Source organism: Aurantimonas manganoxydans SI85-9A1 (assembly GCF_000153465.1).
In the GTDB taxonomy this organism is placed as follows: domain Bacteria; phylum Pseudomonadota; class Alphaproteobacteria; order Rhizobiales; family Rhizobiaceae; genus Aurantimonas; species Aurantimonas manganoxydans.
In genome coordinates this window covers 1,905,145-1,924,259 of sequence record NZ_CH672387.1, presented here as the reverse complement: position 1 = coordinate 1,924,259, position 19,115 = coordinate 1,905,145, and the positions used below count along the sequence as shown (strand labels likewise).

Below are 19,115 nucleotides of genomic sequence, written 5' to 3'. Positions count from 1 at the left end.
GTCGGCGCAGGACCAGCAAGAGGCCCCTCGCGACTCGCGGCCCAAGGCGACGAAGTCCGAAACCGGCCCGTCCTCGTTCAGGGCGCAGCCGACACGGTTCGACCTGCGCTGACTTCGGCTCCGTTGGTGGCGGTCGCCGACGCCGGTTGCGTGACGGGTACCGGTGGTTCCGACACGGCGGGCTTACGCCAATATTCCGGCCAGGGCGCCAGCCGGTGGACGTTCCAGCGTTCGGGCGGATCGCGGACCGCCTTCACGATACGGGGCCGGCCCGTCGCCGCCTCCCGGCTGATCGCCAGCGAGCCGGTCCGCCGCAGCGTGCGCAGCGTTACCAGAACGGCGCCGGATCGGCATTCGGCAAGCCGGATCGCGCGCGAAACGATGGCGACGTCTGCCTCGTCGCAGGCATCGCCCGTGCGGGCATAATCCTCCGTCCAGATCACACGCAGGCCGCCGCGCGTGGTGAAGCGGCAGTATTTGGCCGCGCACTCCGCGGAAATGGTCGCCCGGATCCGTTCGGTGTCCGCGCCCCGCGGCGCCCGCGCCTCGAAAGCCCGTTCCCATTGTTCCGCGATGAAACTGCTGGGCCGTGGACGCAGGAAGGCAAGCTGGCCGTCTGCCGCGAGCGTCGCAACCTCCTTGCCATCCTCGAAGACCAGGAGCTCCGGTGGAGCCGTCCTGTCGGGCGCGGCGACGAGTCCGGCCAGTGCCAGCGGCAGGCCAAGCCAACGCAGCCGGCTCGCGAGGCAGGACGCTGTAAGGATCGCCGCCGTCAGCAGCAGAAGCCCCGATGCGGTCATGCGTCCGATCGCCTGGTCGGGCAGCCAGGCATAGACGTTGCGGGCGATCTCGAGGACCAGCCAGAGGCCGGCGCCCATCGCCTGGTACGGCCAGGCATCGAGCCCGAACGGAATCAGCAGCGTTCCGACCAATGCCAGGGGCATGATCCAGAGCGTGAACAGCGGCATGGTCAGGAGGTTGGCGACGAAGCCGAAGGTCGCCAGCCGGTGGAAATGATAGGCGGCATAGGGCGCCGTCGCGGATCCCGCGAGGATCGAGGTGACCATGATCGCGGAGAGTGCGACGATGATCTTGCCGGCGACGCCCCTGTCCGTCTCGCGGCCACGTTTTCGCCGCGCCCGCCACTGCGACAAGACCGCATAACCGCCGATCAGCGCCACGGTTGCCGCAAAGCTCATCTGGAAGCTGGCGGTCATCACCGCATGCGGCGCGACGAGGATGACGACGATGGCGGCGATCGCCACGTTGCGAAGGGTCAAGGCGGGTCGGTCGATCAGCACCGCTCCGAGCATGATCGCCAGCATCACGAAGGAGCGCTGGGTCGCGACATTGGCGCCCGAGATCGCCAGGTAGATCGCCGCGACGACGAGCGCGACGAGGGCGGCGATCTTCTTGGCCGGCAGGCGCAGCGAGATGGCCGGCACGAGGGACAGCGACGACCGAACGGCCAGCATGGCGAAGCCGGCGACGATCGCCATGTGCAGGCCCGAGATTGACAGGACATGGGCGAGCCCGGTGCCGCGCAGCCACTCGCGGGCATCGTCGGGGATACCGGCGCGCTCGCCGGTGATGAGGGCCGCGGCGATGGCGCCCTCGCGGCCGCCGATCACCGTGCTGATGCGCTCGGTCAGGACGAGGCGCGTCTCGGTCTGCACATGCCGCAGGTCGGCCAGAAGGCCGCCCCCCTCGCCGGTCGTCGGGGCCGGCATCGGCTCGGCCTCCGGCGCGCCGAGCGAATAGCCATAGGCGCCGATCCCCGCAAAGAACGGCGCCATGGCAAAATCGTAGCTGCCGGGAAAGGCCGGACCGGACGGTGGTCCGAGCCGGACGAGGCCGCGATACAGGCCACCGGGCGCGATCGGCTCATGCCGGCTACCGACGACGATACGCACCCGTTCGGGCGGTCGCGACAGGATCGGTCGCTCCGTCTCGGCGACCGCGATCACATAGCGATAGCGTCCGTCCTCCGTCCGCTCCCGCGAGACGACGGGACCGGCAATGCGCACCGTCGCCTGGCCCGACAGGATCGTCGTTTCGGTGCGCTGGATCTCGCCGATCGCAAGGGCGGCGCCGATCAGGGCGAAGCCGGCCAGGATCAGCATCGGGTGCAGAACGGGGCGCCCCATCCTGCGCAGCGCGAGGCCGAGGCTGGCGATGGCGGCAAAGACGGTCAGCCAGATATTCGGGGCCCAGCCGGCGGCGTGGACGAGCGCTACGCCGATCATCAGGCCAAGCGGAACCAGGAGAAAACCCGTCCGGTTGCGGGTCTCGGCGGCAAGCTGGTCGGCAAGCCATTCCCGGCCGAGATGGCGCCAGCGGGCACGCGGCGGCAGCGCGATCGCCGCTCGCCAGCGCCGGAACGCTGCCCGAACGGCGTCGCGCCGCCCGAAGGCCGCGCCTGCGCGTTCGTTGCGGTCGCTGGCGCTGTCCATGCCGTCCGGTCCCGTCGGCTTGTCTCTCCCCTCGCCTATGGTACACAGCCGCCATGCGAAAGCGATCCATGCCGATCGCTCCCATTACTCAGCGTATCTATATCGGAGAGACCATGACGGACGCCGTCGTGACCCGCTTTGCCCCCTCGCCGACGGGCTTCCTGCATATCGGTGGCGCGCGCACGGCGCTGTTCAACTGGCTCTACGCCAGGGCGACGGGCGGCAAGATGCTGCTGCGGATCGAGGACACCGACCGCGCCCGCTCGACCGAGCCGGCGGTGAAGGCCATCATCGACGGCCTCGACTGGATGGGTCTGACCGCCGACGAGCCGCCGGTGTCGCAGTATGAGCGCGCCGCGCGTCACCGCGAGGTGGTCGAGGAGATGCTGGCCAAGGGCGAGGCGTATCGCTGCTATGCCAGCCAGGCCGAACTGGAAGAGATGCGCGAGACCGCACGCGCCGAGAAGCGTCCGCCGCGCTATGACGGCCGCTGGCGCGACCGCGATCCCTCAGAGGCCCCCGAAGGCGTCAAGCCGGTGATCCGCCTGCGGGCACCGCTGGAGGGCGAGACGATCGTCCACGACAAGGTGCAGGGCGACGTCCGCTTCCCCAACAAGGACCTCGACGATCTGGTGCTGCTGCGCTCCGACGGCAGCCCGACCTACATGCTCGCCGTGGTCGTTGACGACCACGACATGGGCGTCACTCACATCATCCGCGGCGACGACCACCTGACCAATGCCGGGCGCCAGACGCTGATCTACAAGGCGATGGGCTGGGACGTGCCCGTCATGGCGCACATCCCGCTGATCCATGGCGCCGACGGCGCCAAGCTGTCGAAGCGCCACGGCGCACTGGGCATCGAGGCCTATCAGGCCATGGGCTATCTGCCGGTGGCGCTGCGCAACTACCTCGTGCGGCTCGGCTGGAGCCATGGCGATTCCGAGATCATCTCCACCGAGGAGATGATCGAATGGTTCGATCTCGGCGAGATCAACAAGGGCGCCGCGCGCTTCGACTTCGCCAAGCTGGAAGCCCTCAACGGCCACTGGATCCGGCGCAGCGACGACGCCGATCTGGTCGACATGCTGATGGCCGAGCGCGACGTGCTGCCCAATGGCGGTATCCTGAAGGCCCGCTCCGACGACGAGATCCGATGCAAGCTGACCGCGGCCATGCCAGGTCTGAAGGAACGCGCCAAGACCCTCCTCGAGCTCACCGAGAGCACCGCCTATCTTTTCGCCGACCGGCCGTTGTCGTTCGAGGACAAGGCGGCGGCGATTCTCGACGATGGCGGCCGCCAGATCGTCGGCGCGCTCGCCAAGCGCTTCGAGGCAGCCCCGGACTGGTCTGCGGCGGAGCTGGAGGCCATAGTACGCGCCTATGCCGAGGAGAACGGTCTGAAGCTGGGCAAGGCGGCACAGCCCCTGCGGGCGGCCCTCACCGGCCGCACCACCTCCCCGGGCGTGTTCGATGTACTGGCCGTGCTCGGCCGGGACGAATCGCTGGCACGGCTGGGCGACCAGTCGGCCTGACCAGGGACAGGACTGTTGCGGCGCAACACATTGCGTGATCGGAAACTTGTCGCACTCCCGGGTTTGGAGTAGTCAGGCATCTGAACAATCTGTGTGCGCTGCGAGAGGTCGATACCTGAGCGGCTATCATCGAAGGGAAAACGCATGACAGAACAGTCGGCGAAGCTCACATTGGGTCAGAAAGATGCGGATCTGGCCGTTCGCAGCGGCAGCATCGGACCGGACGTCGTCGACGTCACCGCGCTGTACAAGCAGACCGGTCTCTTCACCTACGACCCGGGCTTCTCCTCGACGGCGTCCTGCGAATCCAAGATCACCTATATCGACGGCGACGAAGGCGTGCTGCTGCATCGCGGCTACCCGATCGACCAGCTCGCCGAGCGTGGTGACTTCCTCGAGACCTGCTACCTGCTGCTCTACGGCGAACTGCCGACGACCCGCGAGAAGGACGATTTCGTCTACCGCGTGACCCGGCACACCATGGTCCACGAGCAGATGAGCCGGTTCTACACGGGCTTCCGCCGTGACGCGCATCCGATGGCCGTCATGGTCGGATCGGTCGGCGCCCTGTCGGCCTTCTACCACGACTCGACCGATATCGCCGATCCGCACCAGCGGATGGTGGCGAGCCTGCGCATGGTCGCCAAGATGCCGACCATCGCGGCGATGGCTTACAAGTACCATATCGGCCAGCCCTTCGTGTATCCGCGCAACGATCTCGCCTATGCCGAGAACTTCCTGCACATGTGCTTCGCGGTGCCGTGCGAGCCCTACCGGATCAACCCGGTGCTGGCGCGGGCCATGGACCGGATCTTCATCCTCCACGCCGATCACGAGCAGAACGCCTCGACCTCGACGGTCCGCCTCGCCGGCTCCTCGGGCGCCAACCCGTTTGCCTGCGTCGCCGCCGGCATCGCCTGCCTCTGGGGCCCGGCCCATGGCGGCGCCAACGAGGCCGCGCTCAACATGCTGATGGAGATCGGCACCAAGGACCGCATCCCCGAGTTCATCGCGCGGGCCAAGGACAAGAACGATCCGTTCCGCCTGATGGGCTTCGGCCACCGGGTCTACAAGAACTACGATCCGCGCGCCAAGATCATGCAGCAGACCTGCCACGAGGTCCTCGACGAGCTCGGCATCAAGGACGATCCGCTGCTCGAAGTGGCGATGGAGCTCGAGCGCATCGCGCTGACCGACGAGTATTTCATCGAGAAGAAGCTCTACCCGAATGTCGACTTCTACTCGGGCATCACCCTGAAGGCACTCGGCTTCCCGACCACCATGTTCACGGTGCTCTTCGCCGTGGCGCGCACGGTCGGCTGGATCGCCCAGTGGAAGGAGATGATCGAGGACCCGCATCAGCGGATCGGCCGTCCCCGCCAGCTCTATACGGGCGCCGAGATGCGCGACTACGTCGCCGTCGACGAGCGCGGCTGAGGCGTATCCGGCTTCGAGATCAACGAAAACAACGGGCGCTGCGGCGCCCGTTTCTATGTCTGGGTGAACGTCCTGCCGCGCGCGATGCAATCGACGACGATCGCGGCGGCCGCCTCGCCCGGCGCCACATCGATCCGCATCATCTCGCGAATGTCGGCAAAGCCGGCGCGCTGCGCCGCACGCTCCGGCGTCGGCGTCATCAGCCGCTCGAGCCGGCGGGCCAGCATTTCCGGCCGCACGAATTCGTGGAAATGTTCCGGCACCAGCGCGTGCCCGACGATGAAATTCGGCATCGCCGCCGTCCATGCCGAGATCAGATGGCGGAACTGGTAGGCGACCGGGTCGAGCCGGTAGGCCAGCGCCATCGGCACGTCAGCGAGCGCCAGCTCCAGCGATACCGTGCCGGAGGCCGCCAGCGCCGCGTCGGCTTCGGCGAAGGCCGCCCACTTTGCCGCCTCACCGGTGACGATCTTAGGCTTCACCTCCCAACCGGCAATCTTCTGTTCAATCAGAGGACGATGCCGTTCGAGCGCCGGAATGACGGCCGTGACGCCCGGCATACGCCCGCGCAGGACATCGAAGGTGCGGCCGAAATCGTCGATCAGCCGGTTGATCTCGCCGCGGCGCGACCCCGGCAGGATCAGGAGACGCGGCGGCGCTGCCGGAGTACGCTCCGGCGCGGTGCGCGCAGGGTCCGCAATCATCTGCGCCAGCGCCGGCACCCGCATCAGCGGATGGCCCACATAGGTCGACGGCGGTCCAGCCAGCCGTTTCATGGTCGCGGGCTCGAAGGGCAGGATACAGATGGCGTGGTCCACATAGGCCCGCATCTTCTGTGCCCGCTCCTCGCGCCAGGCCCAGACCGTCGGCGGCACGTAATTGACGATCGGCACGTCGGGCAGCTTGTCGCGCACCCGCTTCGCCACCCGGTGGGAGAAGGTCGGGCTGTCGATGATGACGAGGATATCGGGACGCGCGGCGATCACCGCATCGGCCACTTGCGACAGTCGTCGCATCAGCTGCGGCAGTCGCGCCAGGATCGCGCCGATCCCGATGATCGACAATTCATCGATATCGAAGAGGCTGTCGAGGCCCTCGGCTTGCATCGCCTCGCCGCCGAGCCCCACCAGTTGCAACTCGTCGCCGAGTTTCGGTCGAAGAGCGCGGATGAGATCGGCACCGATCCGGTCCCCTGACGCTTCCCCCACCACGAAGGCGATGGTCGTCATGGTCGGTCTCCGCCGTGGTCGCCGTTTGCGGTGCCGGGGTCCGGTTCGAGCCCGACAATGGCGATGCCCGCGGCTTCGGCGGCCTCGAGCACGTCGTCGATCCCGAGGACCAGACTGCGCCCGGCCGTGGCCCCGATCACCGTGATGCCGGCAACGGCAGCCTCCTCGATGGTGGCGCCGCCGATGCTCGGCAGGTCGAAGCGTTCGTCCTGGGTCGGCTTGACGCTCTTCACCAGCACGCAGCGCTCGGAACGTCCGATGCGGCCGCGACTCTTCAGATCGGCGACCCTTTGCAGCATCTCCCGCGTACCCTCGATCCCTTCCAGCGCGATCACCCGGTCCCGGGACGCGACGACGGCCTGTCCGATATCGAGCTCGCCCAGCCGTCCCGCGGCCCGGGCGGCGAGCACCAGCGCCTGCTCTTCGTCGGCGTCGGGCATGCGACGGGTCAGCGTGCCCCCGGGGGTCAGGAGCTGCGGAACGATGTCCTGTACCGCCAGCATCTCGAAACCCTGACGCTCCATGTAGCGAGACAGGGCACGCAACAGCCGGTCGTCGCCGCCGCGCACGATCTTCAGCGCCGCCGGCAGCCGGATCAGGGTCTGGAAACTGGGAATGAGCGAGCGGAAATCGGGACGGTGGCTGACGGTGCCGCAGAACACCATCCGCTGGACACCGCAGGACTTCATGTAGGCGATCGCATCGCCCGTACGGCCCCAGGGATAGGCGCCCCCTTCGTAACCCGACCAGTCGTCGGCCATGCCGTCGCCGATCCGCACCACGACCACCCGCCAGCCCGATGCGCGGGCCGCTTCGGCCACCAGTCGCGGCAGCGATCCGCCTCCCGCTACCAGACCGAGAGCGTCGCCCGGCCGATCGGGAGCCAGTCCGGGCATTGTCAGCTCAGCTGGGGATGGCGCGGAAAGCACAAAGCGCGATCGCCCCCCGAGCGGATGAACCCGAGGAGATCCTGAACGAGGGGATCGTTGGGGAACTCGCTCTGCACCTCGTCCATGTTCTCCTTGAATGTCAGATCGAAGGAAAACAGCATCCGGTAGGCGCGGCGCACATTGCGGATGGCTTCGCGATCGAAGCCGGCCCGCTTCATGCCGATGACGTTGAGGCTCGACAGATAGGCACGGTTGCCCAGCACCATGCCGAAGGGGATGACGTCCCCCTCGACCGCCGCCAGGCCCCCCACATAGGCATGGTGGCCGATCCGGGTGAACTGGTGAATGCCCGAGCCGCCGGCGATCGTGGCATAGTCGCCGATCGTGCAGTGACCGGCGAGCATGACGTTGTTGATCACCGTGACATTGCGCCCGACGATGCAGTCATGGGCGACATGGGCACCGGTGAAGAAGGCGCAATTGTCGCCGATCGTCGTCTCGGAGCGTCCCTGCACGGTGCCGGGGTTCATCGTCACATGTTCGCGGATCAGGCAGTCGCGACCGATCACCAGCCTGGTGTCCTCGCCGCGATATTTCAGATGCTGCGGCGCATGGCCAAGCGAGGCGAACGGCCAGATCTGCGCGTTCTCGCCGATCACCGTATTGCCCCACAGCGCCACATGCGAGCGCAGGCGGCTGTTGGCCCCGAGCTGCACCTGCGGCCCGACATGGCAGAACGGGCCGATCTCGCAGCCGTCACCGATCACCGCGCCGTCCTCGATGACGGCGCTCGGATGAATGGTCGTCTCGGCCATGGTCAGCTCGGGCCGCGGGGCGACAACATTGCGCTGACGACCGCCTCGGCCACCTTGACCCCGTCGACCTGCGCAACGCAGTCGAACTTCCAGATGCTGCCGCGCTTCTTGGACTGGGTCACGTGGTATTCGATCCGGTCACCCGGAACCACCGGCTTGCGGAACTTGGCGCCGTCGATGGTCATCAGATAGACGAGTTGCGGCGTGCCACCGCCGGTCGCCCGGGTGCAGATCGCGCCGGCGGTCTGGGCCATGCCCTCGAGAATGAGCACACCCGGCATCACCGGAGCCGTCGGGAAATGTCCCTGGAAATGCGGCTCGTTCGCGGTGACGTTCTTGATCCCGATCGCGCTGCGGTCCCCGTCGATGTCGATGATGCGATCGACCAGCAGGAACGGATAGCGGTGGGGTAGAAGCTCCATGATCTCCAGGATATCGGCGCTTTCGAGTACCATCGCGTCGTCACTCATCTGTCTTCCTTGGAGAACGTCCCCGTTGCGCAAGCTCAGATAACGTCATGAGCTCACGAAACCAGTCCCGAACGGGTTTTGCGGGCGTGCCGCCCCAGCGCGCGCCCTTCGGCACGTCGCCGGCAACCGACGACACGGCCGCGATCTGGGCGCCGTCCGCAATCGTCAGATGGCCGTTGATGCCGGTCTGACCGCCGATCATCACGCCGTCGCCGAGTGTCGTGCTGCCGGAAATGCCGACCTGCGCGACGATTACGCAGTGCCGCCCGATCCGCACATTGTGGGCAATCTGGACCTGGTTGTCGATTTTGGTTCCTTCGCCGATCACCGTATCGCGAACGCCGCCCCGATCGACGGTCGTGTTCGCGCCGATCTCGACATCGTCCTGGATGATGACACGGCCGATCTGCACCGCCTTGACGAGGCCCGCGGGTCCCGCCGTGTAGCCGAAGCCGTCCTGCCCGATCCGTACGCCGGGGTGCAGGATCACCCGATCGCCGACCAGCGCATGGGTCAAGGTCACGTTCGAACCGATCCGGCAATTGCGGCCGATGCGGCAGCCGGCGCCGATGACGGCGCCCGCACCCACGATCGTTCCGCGGCCGATCTCGACGCCGGGACCGATCGACGCGAACGCTTCCACCGTCACGCCGTCTTCAAGCCGGGCTTCGCGGTGGATGTCGGCCTTGAGTGAGACACCGTGCGATCCGGTGGCCGGCGTCGGCAGGACGGCGCCGGGAAACAGCGCCCGGCCCGCCTCGGTGAAGGCGATCGCGGCACTGGCGGTCACCAGTGCCGGCATGCCCGACGGCAACAGCCCGACATTCTTGGGAGAGACGAGAACGCAGCCGGCCCGCGTTGCCGAGAGCTCGGCGCTGTAGCGCTTGCTGTCGAAGAAGGACAGGTCCTGCGGCCCTGCCTCGGACAGGGCAGCGATGCCTGCGATCCGCAGAGCCGGGTCGGCCCCTTCGCCCAGGCTGGCGCCCGTCAGGCTTGCCAGCTCCGCAAGGGTGAGACCGTCGCCGCGCGGGAAGAAAGTCAATTCATGCATCGGGACGGTCTGGGCCGGACAAGCCGGCCCCCACATTGTCGATCAGAAGCGGGACGAGAATCCGAAGGAGAATTCCTGCAGCTCGTCGAAATCTTCCTTGGCCAGCGGATGGGCGTAGTTCACCCGCAGCGGACCGAAGGGCGACGCCCAGATCAGGCCGACGCCCGCCGAAGCGCGCAGCGAGGCATCGACGCCGATCACACCCGGGTCGTTCTCGTACTCGCTGCCCCAGAGCGAACCGGCATCCGCGAAGACCGCACCACGGAACCCGAGATCACGTGAGATACCCGGCAGCGGGAAGGTCGCTTCCGCCGAGGCGTTGGCATAGTTGTTGCCGCCAATCGACACACCGTTCTGGCGCGGGCCGATGCCCTTGTAGTCGAAGCCGCGAACGATGTCCTGGCCCTTGAAGAAGTTGTCGAACACCCGCAGGCCGTCGCCGCCGAACGAGGTGACGTTGCCGCCGCCCGCATTGAGCGAGCCGATCACGTCGTATTCCTCGTTCAGGAGGTGGAAGTAGCTGGCCTTGCCGGTCGTCTTGACGAAGTTCGCATCGCCGCCGACACCGGCGAACTCCTGCCCGGCCTGGATGAAGAAGCCGTTGCGCGGATCGTTGGTGTTGTCGAGCGTGTTGTAGGTCAGCGCGTAGGACACCGACGACGTCAGGTACGGGCTTTCGCAGATCGCCTGGTTGATGATCGGCGAGTCCGTATAGGGCGGCGCGACGGCCGGTCTGCCGTTTGGATCGACGATATTGTTATTCGGGTCAGGATTGCCGCAGGTGCTTTCGAAGACATTGCCGCTTCCGTCGACCAGCTGCGAATTGCTGAACTGGTTGTAGGTCGTGCCGTTATCGTCGCCGAACTTTTCCTGCTTGATGTTGTAGGCGATCTGGGCCGTCAGATCCTCGGTGATCGGCGCCGCAATACGAATGTCGCCGCCGGTGCGCTCGGAGTCGTAATCGCCCGAGCTGCTCTCGCTGCGATAGACGTCGAAGCCAGCCGCCAGACGCCGCCCGAGGAAATAGGGCTCGGTGAAGGACAGGCTGTAGTTCCGGGTGTCGGCACCGAATCCGGCAGAGACCTTGATGAACTGGCCGCGGCCGAGGAAGTTGCGCTCGGTGACGCCAATCTCGGCGACCGGGCCGGAGCTTTCGCCACCAGTCGTGTAGCCACCGCCCAGCGACAGCTCACCGGTGGCCTTCTCGACCACGTCGACGATCACGATGACGCGGTCCGGCTCCGCGCCGGGCGCTGTCGAGACCGAGACCTTATCGAAATACTTCAGGTCCTCGAGGCGCTGCTTGGCGCGCTGCACCAGCACCTGGTTGAAGGCGTCGCCTTCGGACACGTCGAACTCGCGGCGAATGACATAGTCGCGGGTCTTGGTGTTGCCGCGGATCTCCAGACGCTCGACATAAGCCCGCGGACCCTGGTCGATGACGTAGTCGATGGCGATCGTGCGGCTGGCGAAGTCGCGATCGCCGCGCGGGGTGACCTGCGCGAAGGCGAAGCCGGCATTGGCAAGGCTGTTGGTCAGGTTGACCAGCGTGTCCTCGACATCCTTGGCGCTGTAGACCTCACCCGTCTGGGTCTCGATCTCGCCATAGAGCGACTCGGTGTCGACGCCGGCAACGGTGCTGTCGATCGTCACGTTGCCGAAGCTGTAGCGCTCACCCTCGTCGACGGTGATCGTGATGAAATAGCTGTTCTGGCTCTCGTCGAGCTCGGCCACCGAGGACACGATGCGGAAATCCGCATAACCGCGATTGTAGTAGAAGCGGCGCAGCGTCTCTTCGTCGGTGCGCAGGCGCTCCGGATCGTAGATGTCGTTGCGCTGAATGAAGCTGAGGATGCCGCTCTCGCGCAGCGCGATGACCTGCTTCAGCCGGCTGTCGCCGAAGGCGTTGTTGCCGACGAAGCTGATGCTTTCGATCTTGGTGCGGTCGCCTTCCTGGATGTCGTAGATGACATTGACGCGGTTCTCGCCGATCTCCTGCGTGCGTACGGAGACGATGGCGTCGCTGCGGCCGATGCTGGTGTAGGCGGCCTGAATGGCTTCGACGTCGGCCTGCGTGGTCGCGCTCGAATAGGCGGCGCGCGGCTGCGTCTGGACGGCGGCGATAAGCTGCTCGTCCTTCACCTTGGAATTGCCCTGGAAGAGCACCTGGTTGACGATCTGGTTCTCGTCGACCTGCACGATCAGCGTGCCGCCGGACTGGCTGATGCGCACATCCGAGAAGAGGCCGGTGGAGAACAGGCGACGGACCGCCTGATCCTGATCGGCTTCGGTGACGTTCTGCCCGGCCGAGATCTGCATGAAGCCGCGGACCGTGTCCGCTTCCACCCGGCTGTTGCCGCGAACGTCGATGCGATTGACGACAGCCGCCTCGGCGACCGTGACAGCGGCAAGCTGGGCCCCGAGGGTCGCAGCTGCAAGAACCGTCGAGGAGAGCGCGACAGCGGAGACCGCGCGCATGATATTCGTTCCAGCCCTCATTGGCCCAGCCACCTTTTCATCATTGTATCGAGACGCAGTGGGAGCAATGCGCATCGTTGCCTTGTACCGGCTTTCCGTGTCCGTTCAAGCAAACTGGCCCGAGTCCCTTTAGGAATCGGAAAAGCCGTTGCAACGTTGTCACGGACATCGTCGCTTTGGTTAACAGTTTGCAAGCCCCCAAGTCCCCCGACCCGGCGGGACTCATCAGACGAGTCCCGAAATATCGTTCCAGAAGGCGAATACCATAAGCAGCATCACCAGTGCGAGCCCAATTCGGAAGCCGACTTCCTGCACCTGTTCGCTCAGGGGTCGGCCACGGATCGCCTCGAATGCGTAGAACAGCAGATGCCCGCCGTCCAGCATCGGAATCGGCAGAAGGTTGAGCAACCCGATGGAGACCGACAGCAGCGCCGCCAGATTGAGCAGCGCGCCCAGTCCTATCGTCGAAACCTGACTCGACACTTGCGCGATTCGGATCGGGCCGCCGATCTGGTCGGCGTTCTGGCGACCGGTGATCACCTCGCCCATGAAGTCCACGGTCCGCGTCGTCACGAACCAGGTCTGCGAGACGCCGTAGGCCACGGCCTCCACCGGCGACAGGCTCTCCACCCGGAACGACGAGCCGTCATTGTTGGCCACCAGTCCGACGACCGGCACGTTGAACTCGTTGCCGAACCCGTCCGTCTGAACCTCGCTGCGCGGCGTCACCGTCAGTTCGACGGGCGAGCCGTTGCGCTCCACCGTCATGCGGATCGGCGTGTCGGCCCGCGAGGACACATAGCGTTGCAGGTCGGAGAAATAGCGGATCGTCTCGCCGTCGGCGGACAGCACCTTGTCGCCCGCCTTGAAGCCGGCGGCCGCGGCAGGCGAACCGTCCCTCACCTCGGCCACGACCGGGTCGCCGACGACGCGTCCCTCGACATAGGCGACGCCGGCGAAGATCACGATCGCCAGGATGAAGTTGGCGATGGGGCCCGCAGCCACCGTGGCGGCGCGGCGGCCGACGCTCTTGGCCGGAAACGCCCCGCTGCGCTCGGCGTCCGACATTGCGTCCATCGCGGCACGGTCCGGCACCGAAGCCGCGTTCTCGTCCCCGAGGAATTTGACGTAGCCACCCAGCGGCACGGCCGCGAGCTTCCAGCGCGTGCCGCGCCGGTCGTTGAAGCCGATCAGTTCCGGCCCGAAGCCGACCGAGAAGACCAGCGCCTTGATGCCGCACCAGCGGCCGACGAGGAAATGCCCGAGCTCATGGAAGAAGACGATGATCGTCAGGACGAAGAGGAACGGGACGATGTAGATGAGGCCTCCGCTCCAGATCTGGGAGAGCCCGACAGGCGATTCCATTCCGCACCCTTTCGCGTTCCATCCCGGACCGCTGGTTCCGGACCGGCATCGACATCCGGTCGAGACGATGCCGCATTCAAATGATCAGACAATGCCCGTGGCTGCGCGCTTCGAGCGGCGCCGCGGGGATCTCTTCCATAGCAGTTGACGAACAAGTCGCAATGATGACGGCGCCCGCGCTGAAATCGATGCGCTCAGAGGGCAAATATGCCACGGGCCGGTTCGCCGAATCCGGCGATCGCCACGCCGACCGCCCAGGTCACGGCCATCGCCACGACGAGCGCGTCGATACGGTCCATCAGCCCGCCATGGCCGGGGATGAGACGGCCCGAATCCTTCACGCCGAAACGCCGCTTGATCCAGGATTCGAACAGGTCGCCCGCCTGCCCGACCACCGACAGGATCGCCGCCAGGATGATGATGAAGGCGCCGACCTCGCCGCTGACGAGATGGGCGTAGACCGCACCGAGGATCGTCCCGGCCAGGAGCCCCCCGGCCGCTCCCGACAGCGTCTTCTTCGGTGACACCGCCGGCAGCAGCTTCGGCCCGCCGAGCGTGCGACCGGTGAAATAGGCGAAGATGTCCGTCGACCACACGACGACGATGATGAAGCCGAGCGTCGTGAGGCCAGCGGGATCGGAGCCGCGCAGCATGCCGGGGGCCAGCGCCGCGGCGCCCGCGTAGAACAAGCCCCAATGCACCCAACGCGCGCTGCGCTCGTCGCGATCCGTCGCGGCGATGAAGACCATCGCCGCACCAACGATCGCCACAGCCAGCAGGCCGAGATCGAAGACCAGCGCGACGACGGCGACGATCAGGGCGCCACGGGCGAAATCATAGATCGGCCGGACCCGCTTGGCGCGTGTCATGCGGGCCCATTCGTCGAAGACGATGATGCCGGTGAGCGCGCAGAGCACCCGGAACGGCCAGCCGCCGATGGCGGTCAGGGCGATGACGATGACGCCGAGGATCAGCGCGGAGATGACGCGCGACTTCAGGTCGGACCAGCTGCCGGCGAGAAAGAACCGTCGAAGTTCCAGGCCCATCGGATCAGGAAGCGATTTCGCGCGACAATCCGCCGTAGCGACGATCCCGGCTGAAATAATCGGCGATGGCCTCCTCGAACGCCTTGCGGTCGAAATCGGGCCACAGGCAGGGCAGGAAGACGAATTCGGAATAGGCCGCCTGCCAGAGCAGGAAATTGGACAGCCGCAGCTCGCCGCTGGTGCGGATGATCAGATCGGGATCGGGAATGCCGGCCGTGTCGAGATGCTCGTCGAGATACTCGGCAGTCAGCCCTTCGAGCTCGACCTCGCCCGCCGCGTACTTGGCGGCGACGCGGCGCATGGCCCGGGCGACCTCGTCGCGGGCTCCGTAATTGAAGGCGACCACCAGGGTCTGGCGCTGGTTGTCGCGCGTCAGGTTCTCGGCTTCCTCGAGCAGCGCGCGGATGTCCGACGACAGGTTCTCGCGCTCGCCGATCACCCGGACGCGCACGCCCTCCTTGTGCAGTTCGGCGAGGTCGCGGCGGATGAAGTGCTTCAACAGCCCCATCAGCTCCTCGACCTCGGCCTCGGGACGGCGCCAGTTCTCCGAGGAGAAGGCGAACAGGGTCAGATACTGGATGCCAAGCTCGCCCGCCGCGCGGACCGCCTCGCGCACGGCCTCGACGCCCCGACGGTGCCCCATGCTGCGCGGCAGGCCGCGGGCATTCGCCCAGCGACCATTGCCGTCCATGATGATGGCGACGTGTTGGAGATCCCGCACCGTATCAGCCCTTCCCTCGATCATTCCGCCGCGACGACGAGGTCGACGCCCAAGGCAGGCTAGACCTGCATGATTTCCGCTTCCTTGACGGCAAGCGCCGAGTCGATCTCGGAGATCGTCTCGTCGGTCATCTTCTGGACGCGGTCCGACTGCTGACGGCTCTCGTCCTGACCGATATCGCCGTCCTTTTCCAGCTTTTTCAAGGTTTCCATGCCGTCGCGCCGGACATGGCGAACCGCGACCTTGGCACCCTCGGCATACTGGTGCGCCACCTTGACCAGCTCCTTGCGGCGCTGCTCGTTCAGCTCCGGCAACGGAATGCGCAGCGTCGCGCCGTCGGTGATCGGGTTCAGGCCGAGATTGCTCTCGCGGATCGCGCGCTCGACCTTGCCCACCATCTGCTTGTCCCAGACGGTGACGGTGACCATGCGCGGCTCCGGCACCGAGACGTTGGCCACCTGGTTGAGCGGCATCTTCGAGCCGTAGGCGTCGACATAGATCGGATCGAGCAGGCTCGGCGAGGCGCGGCCGGTGCGAAGGCCCGTCAGGTCGCTCTTCAGGCTGGTGATCGCGCCATCCATGCGGCGCTTCAGTTCGTTCAGATCCATGTCGGCCATGATGTCCTCTTTTCGGCTCTCGACTGCGCGGACGCAGTTATTCGGTGACGATCGTCGCCCGGCCGCCGCCGGACAGGATCTTGGCGAACTCGCCCTTCTCGTGGATCGAGAAGACGACGATCGGGATGTCGTTCTCGCGCGACAGCGCAACGGCCGCCACGTCCATAACGGCCAGGCCCTTCTGCAGAACCTCGTCGTGGGTCAGCGTGTCGTAGCGCACCGCGTCGGGGTGCTTCTTGGGATCGGCGGAATAGATGCCGTCGACCTGGGTGCCCTTGAACAGGGCCGCCGCCCCCATCTCGGCTGCGCGCAGCGCGCCGGCGGAATCGGTGGTGAAGAACGGATTGCCGGTCCCGCCGGCGAAGATCACCACCCGGCCCGCAGCCTGATGCGCCAGCGCGCTGCGCTGGGAGAAGCTCTCGCAGATTTCGGGCATCGCGATCGCCGACAGGACGATGGTGTCGACGCCCATCTTGATCAGCGAGGTGCGCAGGGCCAGCGCGTTGATGACGGTGCCGAGCATGCCCATGTGGTCGCCGGTGACGCGGTCGCCCCCCTTGGAGGCCACCGCCACGCCGCGGAAGATGTTGCCGCCGCCGACGACGACCGAGACCTGGACGCCCAGCCGGTGCGCCTCGGCGATGTCGGAGGCGATGCGATCGGCCACCGCGACGTCGATCCCGAAGCCCTGCGACCCCATCAAAGCTTCACCGGATACCTTCAGAAGCACCCGCGGGTATCGAATCTCGGAGGCCATTGCTCACCTTGCCTGCGTCCGGCGGCCCGCCCGTCAAGGCAGCGGCGACGGCGACGAAGCCGTGCTGCCGGGAGGGCGTCTTCGGACGACGCCACGCCGAACCGGCGGGCGCATGTGGAAATCCGGCAGCAAGTCGCTCTCGCAAATGCCTGCCGCGCTTGGGGATGCGATACAATAAGGGCGCCCGCTTGTGAAGCGGACGCCCTCGATCGGTCTGTCGTGTCGCCGCCGGACAGGCGTCCGGCGCGCGGAACTTACTTCTTGCCGGCGGCTGCGGCGACTTCGGCTGCGAAGTCGCTCTCTTCCTTCTCGACGCCTTCGCCGAGGGCGAAGCGCACGAAGCCGGTGATCTTGGCCGGCGCGCCGAAGCTGCCTTCGGCCTCGGCCAGCGCCTTCTCGACGGTCAGGTCGGGATTGATGACGAAGTTCTGCTTCAGAAGAACGACTTCCTCGTAGAACTTGCGCAGGCGGCCCTCGACCATCTTCTCGATGATGTTCTCCGGCTTGCCCGACTGGCGTGCCGAATCGCTGAAGATCGCCTTCTCGCGCTCGACGGTGGCCGCGTCGACTTCCTCGGCGGTCAGCGCCAGCGGGTTGGTCGCGGCGATGTGCATGGCGACCTGGCGGCCGAACTGCGCCAGCGCAGCCTTGTCGCCGGAAGATTCGATCGCGACGAGCACGCCGAGCTTGCCGAGGCCGTCCACGACCTGATTGTGGATGTAGGACGCCACGACGCCGTCATTGACGCTCAGCATGGCCGAACGGCGCAGGGTCAGGTTCTCGCCGATGGTGCCGATCGTGTCCTTGATCGTGTCGTTGACGCTCTTGGTGCCGCCCGGATAGGCAGCGCTGCCGACCGCCTCGACGCTGCCGTCGGTGGTCAGAGCGACCGATGCGACGTCGCGCACGAGGCCCTGGAAGGCATCGTTGCGGGCGACGAAGTCAGTCTCGGAATTGACCTCGACGACGACGGCCTTAGTGCCCTCGGACGCCGAACCGACGAGACCCTCGGCCGCGGTACGGCCGGACTTCTTGTCGGCCTTGGCAATGCCCTTGGCGCGCAGCCAGTCGATGGCCTCTTCCATGTTGCCGTCGGTCTCGGACAGCGCGGTCTTGCAGTCCATCATGCCTGCGCCGGTCTTGTCGCGCAGTTCCTTCACCATCGAAGCGGTAATTGCCATTTTTGCCTCTTCAGAAATGATTGGGCGCACCGGCTCGGATGGAACGGGTGCGCCAGAATTGTGACGCCGTGATTACGGCGCCGGAGACGGGCGCGGGCGGCGGTCGGACACCAGCCCGACCGCGCCGTTCGCCGCCTCGCCTCAGGCGGCGGGCGTTGCGTTCTCGGCCGGAGCCTCGGCAGCCGGAGCTTCCGCGGCCGGAGCCTCGGCTTCGGCAGCCGGTGCTTCCTCGGCGACCGGCTCGGCCTCGACGGCCTCTTCCACCGGCGCTTCTTCCATCGCACCGATATCCATGCCGGAATCGCCCTGCTGGCGCGCGATGCCGTCGACGGCGGCGCGGGCGATCAGGTCGCAGTACAGGGTGATGGCGCGAGCTGCGTCGTCATTGCCCGGGATCGGGTAGTCGATCGGTGCGGGATCGCAGTTCGAATCGACGACGGCGACGATCGGGATGTGCAGGCGCTTGGCTTCCTCGATCGCGATCGACTCCTTGTTGGTGTCGATGATGAAGATCATGTCCGGCACGCCGCCCATGTCCTTGATGCCGCCGAGGGCGCGGTCGAGCTTGTCGCGCTCGCGCTGCAGCGTCAGGCGCTCCTTCTTGGTGAAGCCCTGGGCTTCGCCGGCCAGCATCTCGTCGAGCTTGCGCAGGCGCTGGATCGAGTTGGAGATGGTCTTCCAGTTGGTCAGCATGCCGCCGAGCCAGCGGGCGTTGACGTAGTACTGGGCCGAACGGTTCGCCGCATCAGCGACGATGTCGGATGCCTGGCGCTTGGTGCCGACGAACAGCACACGGCCGCCACGGGCCACGGTGTCGGAGACGGCCTGCAGCGCACGATGCAGCAGCGGCACGGTCTGGCCGAGGTCGAGGATGTGGATGTTGTTGCGCGCCCCGAAGATGTAGGATGACATTTTCGGGTTCCAGCGATGCGTCTGGTGACCGAAATGCACGCCTGCCTCGAGCAGCTGGCGCATGGAATAGTCTGGCAATGCCATGGTTTTTTCCTTTACCGGTTGAGCCTCCACGGAAAAGAAGCGGCCGAATGCCGCCACCGGTGGATCGCGGCGTC

General features: G+C 66.4%; 16 protein-coding genes. 2 read left to right on the top strand and 14 right to left on the bottom strand.

What is annotated here, in order from left to right; all coding sequences use genetic code 11:
- Positions 1-77: 77 nt before the first annotated feature.
- Entirely contained in the window at positions 78-2,453 is a 2,376-nt protein-coding gene (locus SI859A1_RS09090; protein ID WP_009209495.1) for a ComEC/Rec2 family competence protein, read from the bottom strand.
- A gap of 113 nt (positions 2,454-2,566) precedes the next feature.
- Here SI859A1_RS09090 and gltX point away from each other — a divergent pair, with 113 nt between their 5' ends.
- Both gltX and gltA read left to right on the top strand, forming a co-directional pair.
- A complete protein-coding gene (gene gltX / locus SI859A1_RS09085; protein WP_009209494.1) occupies positions 2,567-3,988 on the top strand; it encodes a glutamate--tRNA ligase in 1,422 nt (473 codons plus the stop codon).
- A 144-nt stretch (positions 3,989-4,132) separates the two neighbouring features.
- On the top strand, positions 4,133-5,425 hold the full coding sequence (gene gltA, locus SI859A1_RS09080) for a citrate synthase (protein WP_009209493.1): 1,293 nt from the start codon (positions 4,133-4,135) through the stop codon (positions 5,423-5,425).
- Positions 5,426-5,478: 53 nt separating this feature from the next.
- On the opposite strand, the gene lpxB is transcribed toward gltA, so the two are convergent.
- The 13 genes from lpxB to rpsB form a co-directional block, all read right to left on the bottom strand.
- Complete coding sequence (gene lpxB, locus SI859A1_RS09075) at positions 5,479-6,654, bottom strand: lipid-A-disaccharide synthase (RefSeq protein WP_009209492.1); 1,176 nt, start codon at positions 6,652-6,654, stop codon at positions 5,479-5,481.
- Entirely contained in the window at positions 6,651-7,550 is a 900-nt protein-coding gene (locus tag SI859A1_RS09070; protein ID WP_009209491.1) for an LpxI family protein, read from the bottom strand. The genes lpxB and SI859A1_RS09070 overlap by 4 nt, the downstream gene beginning before the upstream one ends.
- 2 nt (positions 7,551-7,552) lie before the next feature.
- A complete protein-coding gene (gene lpxA, locus SI859A1_RS09065; protein ID WP_009209490.1) occupies positions 7,553-8,359 on the bottom strand; it encodes an acyl-ACP--UDP-N-acetylglucosamine O-acyltransferase in 807 nt (268 codons plus the stop codon).
- Positions 8,360-8,361: 2 nt separating this feature from the next.
- Positions 8,362-8,829: a 3-hydroxyacyl-ACP dehydratase FabZ gene (gene fabZ / locus SI859A1_RS09060; protein ID WP_040325615.1), complete on the bottom strand. Its 468-nt coding sequence runs from the start codon at positions 8,827-8,829 to the stop codon at positions 8,362-8,364.
- Complete coding sequence (gene lpxD, locus SI859A1_RS09055; RefSeq protein WP_009209488.1) at positions 8,822-9,880, bottom strand: UDP-3-O-(3-hydroxymyristoyl)glucosamine N-acyltransferase; 1,059 nt, start codon at positions 9,878-9,880, stop codon at positions 8,822-8,824. Before lpxD ends, fabZ begins: the two co-directional genes overlap by 8 nt.
- A 42-nt stretch (positions 9,881-9,922) precedes the next feature.
- Positions 9,923-12,379 carry an outer membrane protein assembly factor BamA gene (bamA, locus tag SI859A1_RS09050; protein WP_009209487.1) on the bottom strand — a complete coding sequence of 819 codons (2,457 nt, stop codon included), beginning with the start codon at positions 12,377-12,379 and terminating at the stop codon, positions 9,923-9,925.
- 204 nt (positions 12,380-12,583) lie between these two features.
- Positions 12,584-13,723, bottom strand: a complete 1,140-nt coding sequence (gene rseP, locus SI859A1_RS09045) for an RIP metalloprotease RseP (RefSeq protein ID WP_009209486.1) — start codon at positions 13,721-13,723, stop codon at positions 12,584-12,586.
- Between the two features lie 194 nt (positions 13,724-13,917).
- The gene (locus SI859A1_RS09040; RefSeq protein WP_009209485.1) at positions 13,918-14,769 is read right to left on the bottom strand and encodes a phosphatidate cytidylyltransferase; all 852 of its coding nucleotides are present in this window, start codon (positions 14,767-14,769) and stop codon (positions 13,918-13,920) included.
- Positions 14,770-14,773: 4 nt separating this feature from the next.
- Positions 14,774-15,514, bottom strand: a complete 741-nt coding sequence (locus SI859A1_RS09035) for an isoprenyl transferase (protein WP_024350601.1) — start codon at positions 15,512-15,514, stop codon at positions 14,774-14,776.
- 35 nt (positions 15,515-15,549) lie between these two features.
- On the bottom strand, positions 15,550-16,107 hold the full coding sequence (gene frr, locus SI859A1_RS09030; RefSeq protein WP_009209483.1) for a ribosome recycling factor: 558 nt from the start codon (positions 16,105-16,107) through the stop codon (positions 15,550-15,552).
- 37 nt (positions 16,108-16,144) lie between these two features.
- Positions 16,145-16,864 carry a UMP kinase gene (pyrH, locus tag SI859A1_RS09025; protein ID WP_009209482.1) on the bottom strand — a complete coding sequence of 240 codons (720 nt, stop codon included), beginning with the start codon at positions 16,862-16,864 and terminating at the stop codon, positions 16,145-16,147.
- A gap of 254 nt (positions 16,865-17,118) precedes the next feature.
- A complete protein-coding gene (gene tsf, locus SI859A1_RS09020) occupies positions 17,119-18,045 on the bottom strand; it encodes a translation elongation factor Ts (protein WP_009209481.1) in 927 nt (308 codons plus the stop codon).
- Between the two features lie 141 nt (positions 18,046-18,186).
- Complete coding sequence (gene rpsB / locus SI859A1_RS09015; RefSeq protein WP_009209480.1) at positions 18,187-19,041, bottom strand: 30S ribosomal protein S2; 855 nt, start codon at positions 19,039-19,041, stop codon at positions 18,187-18,189.
- Positions 19,042-19,115: the final 74 nt, after the last annotated feature.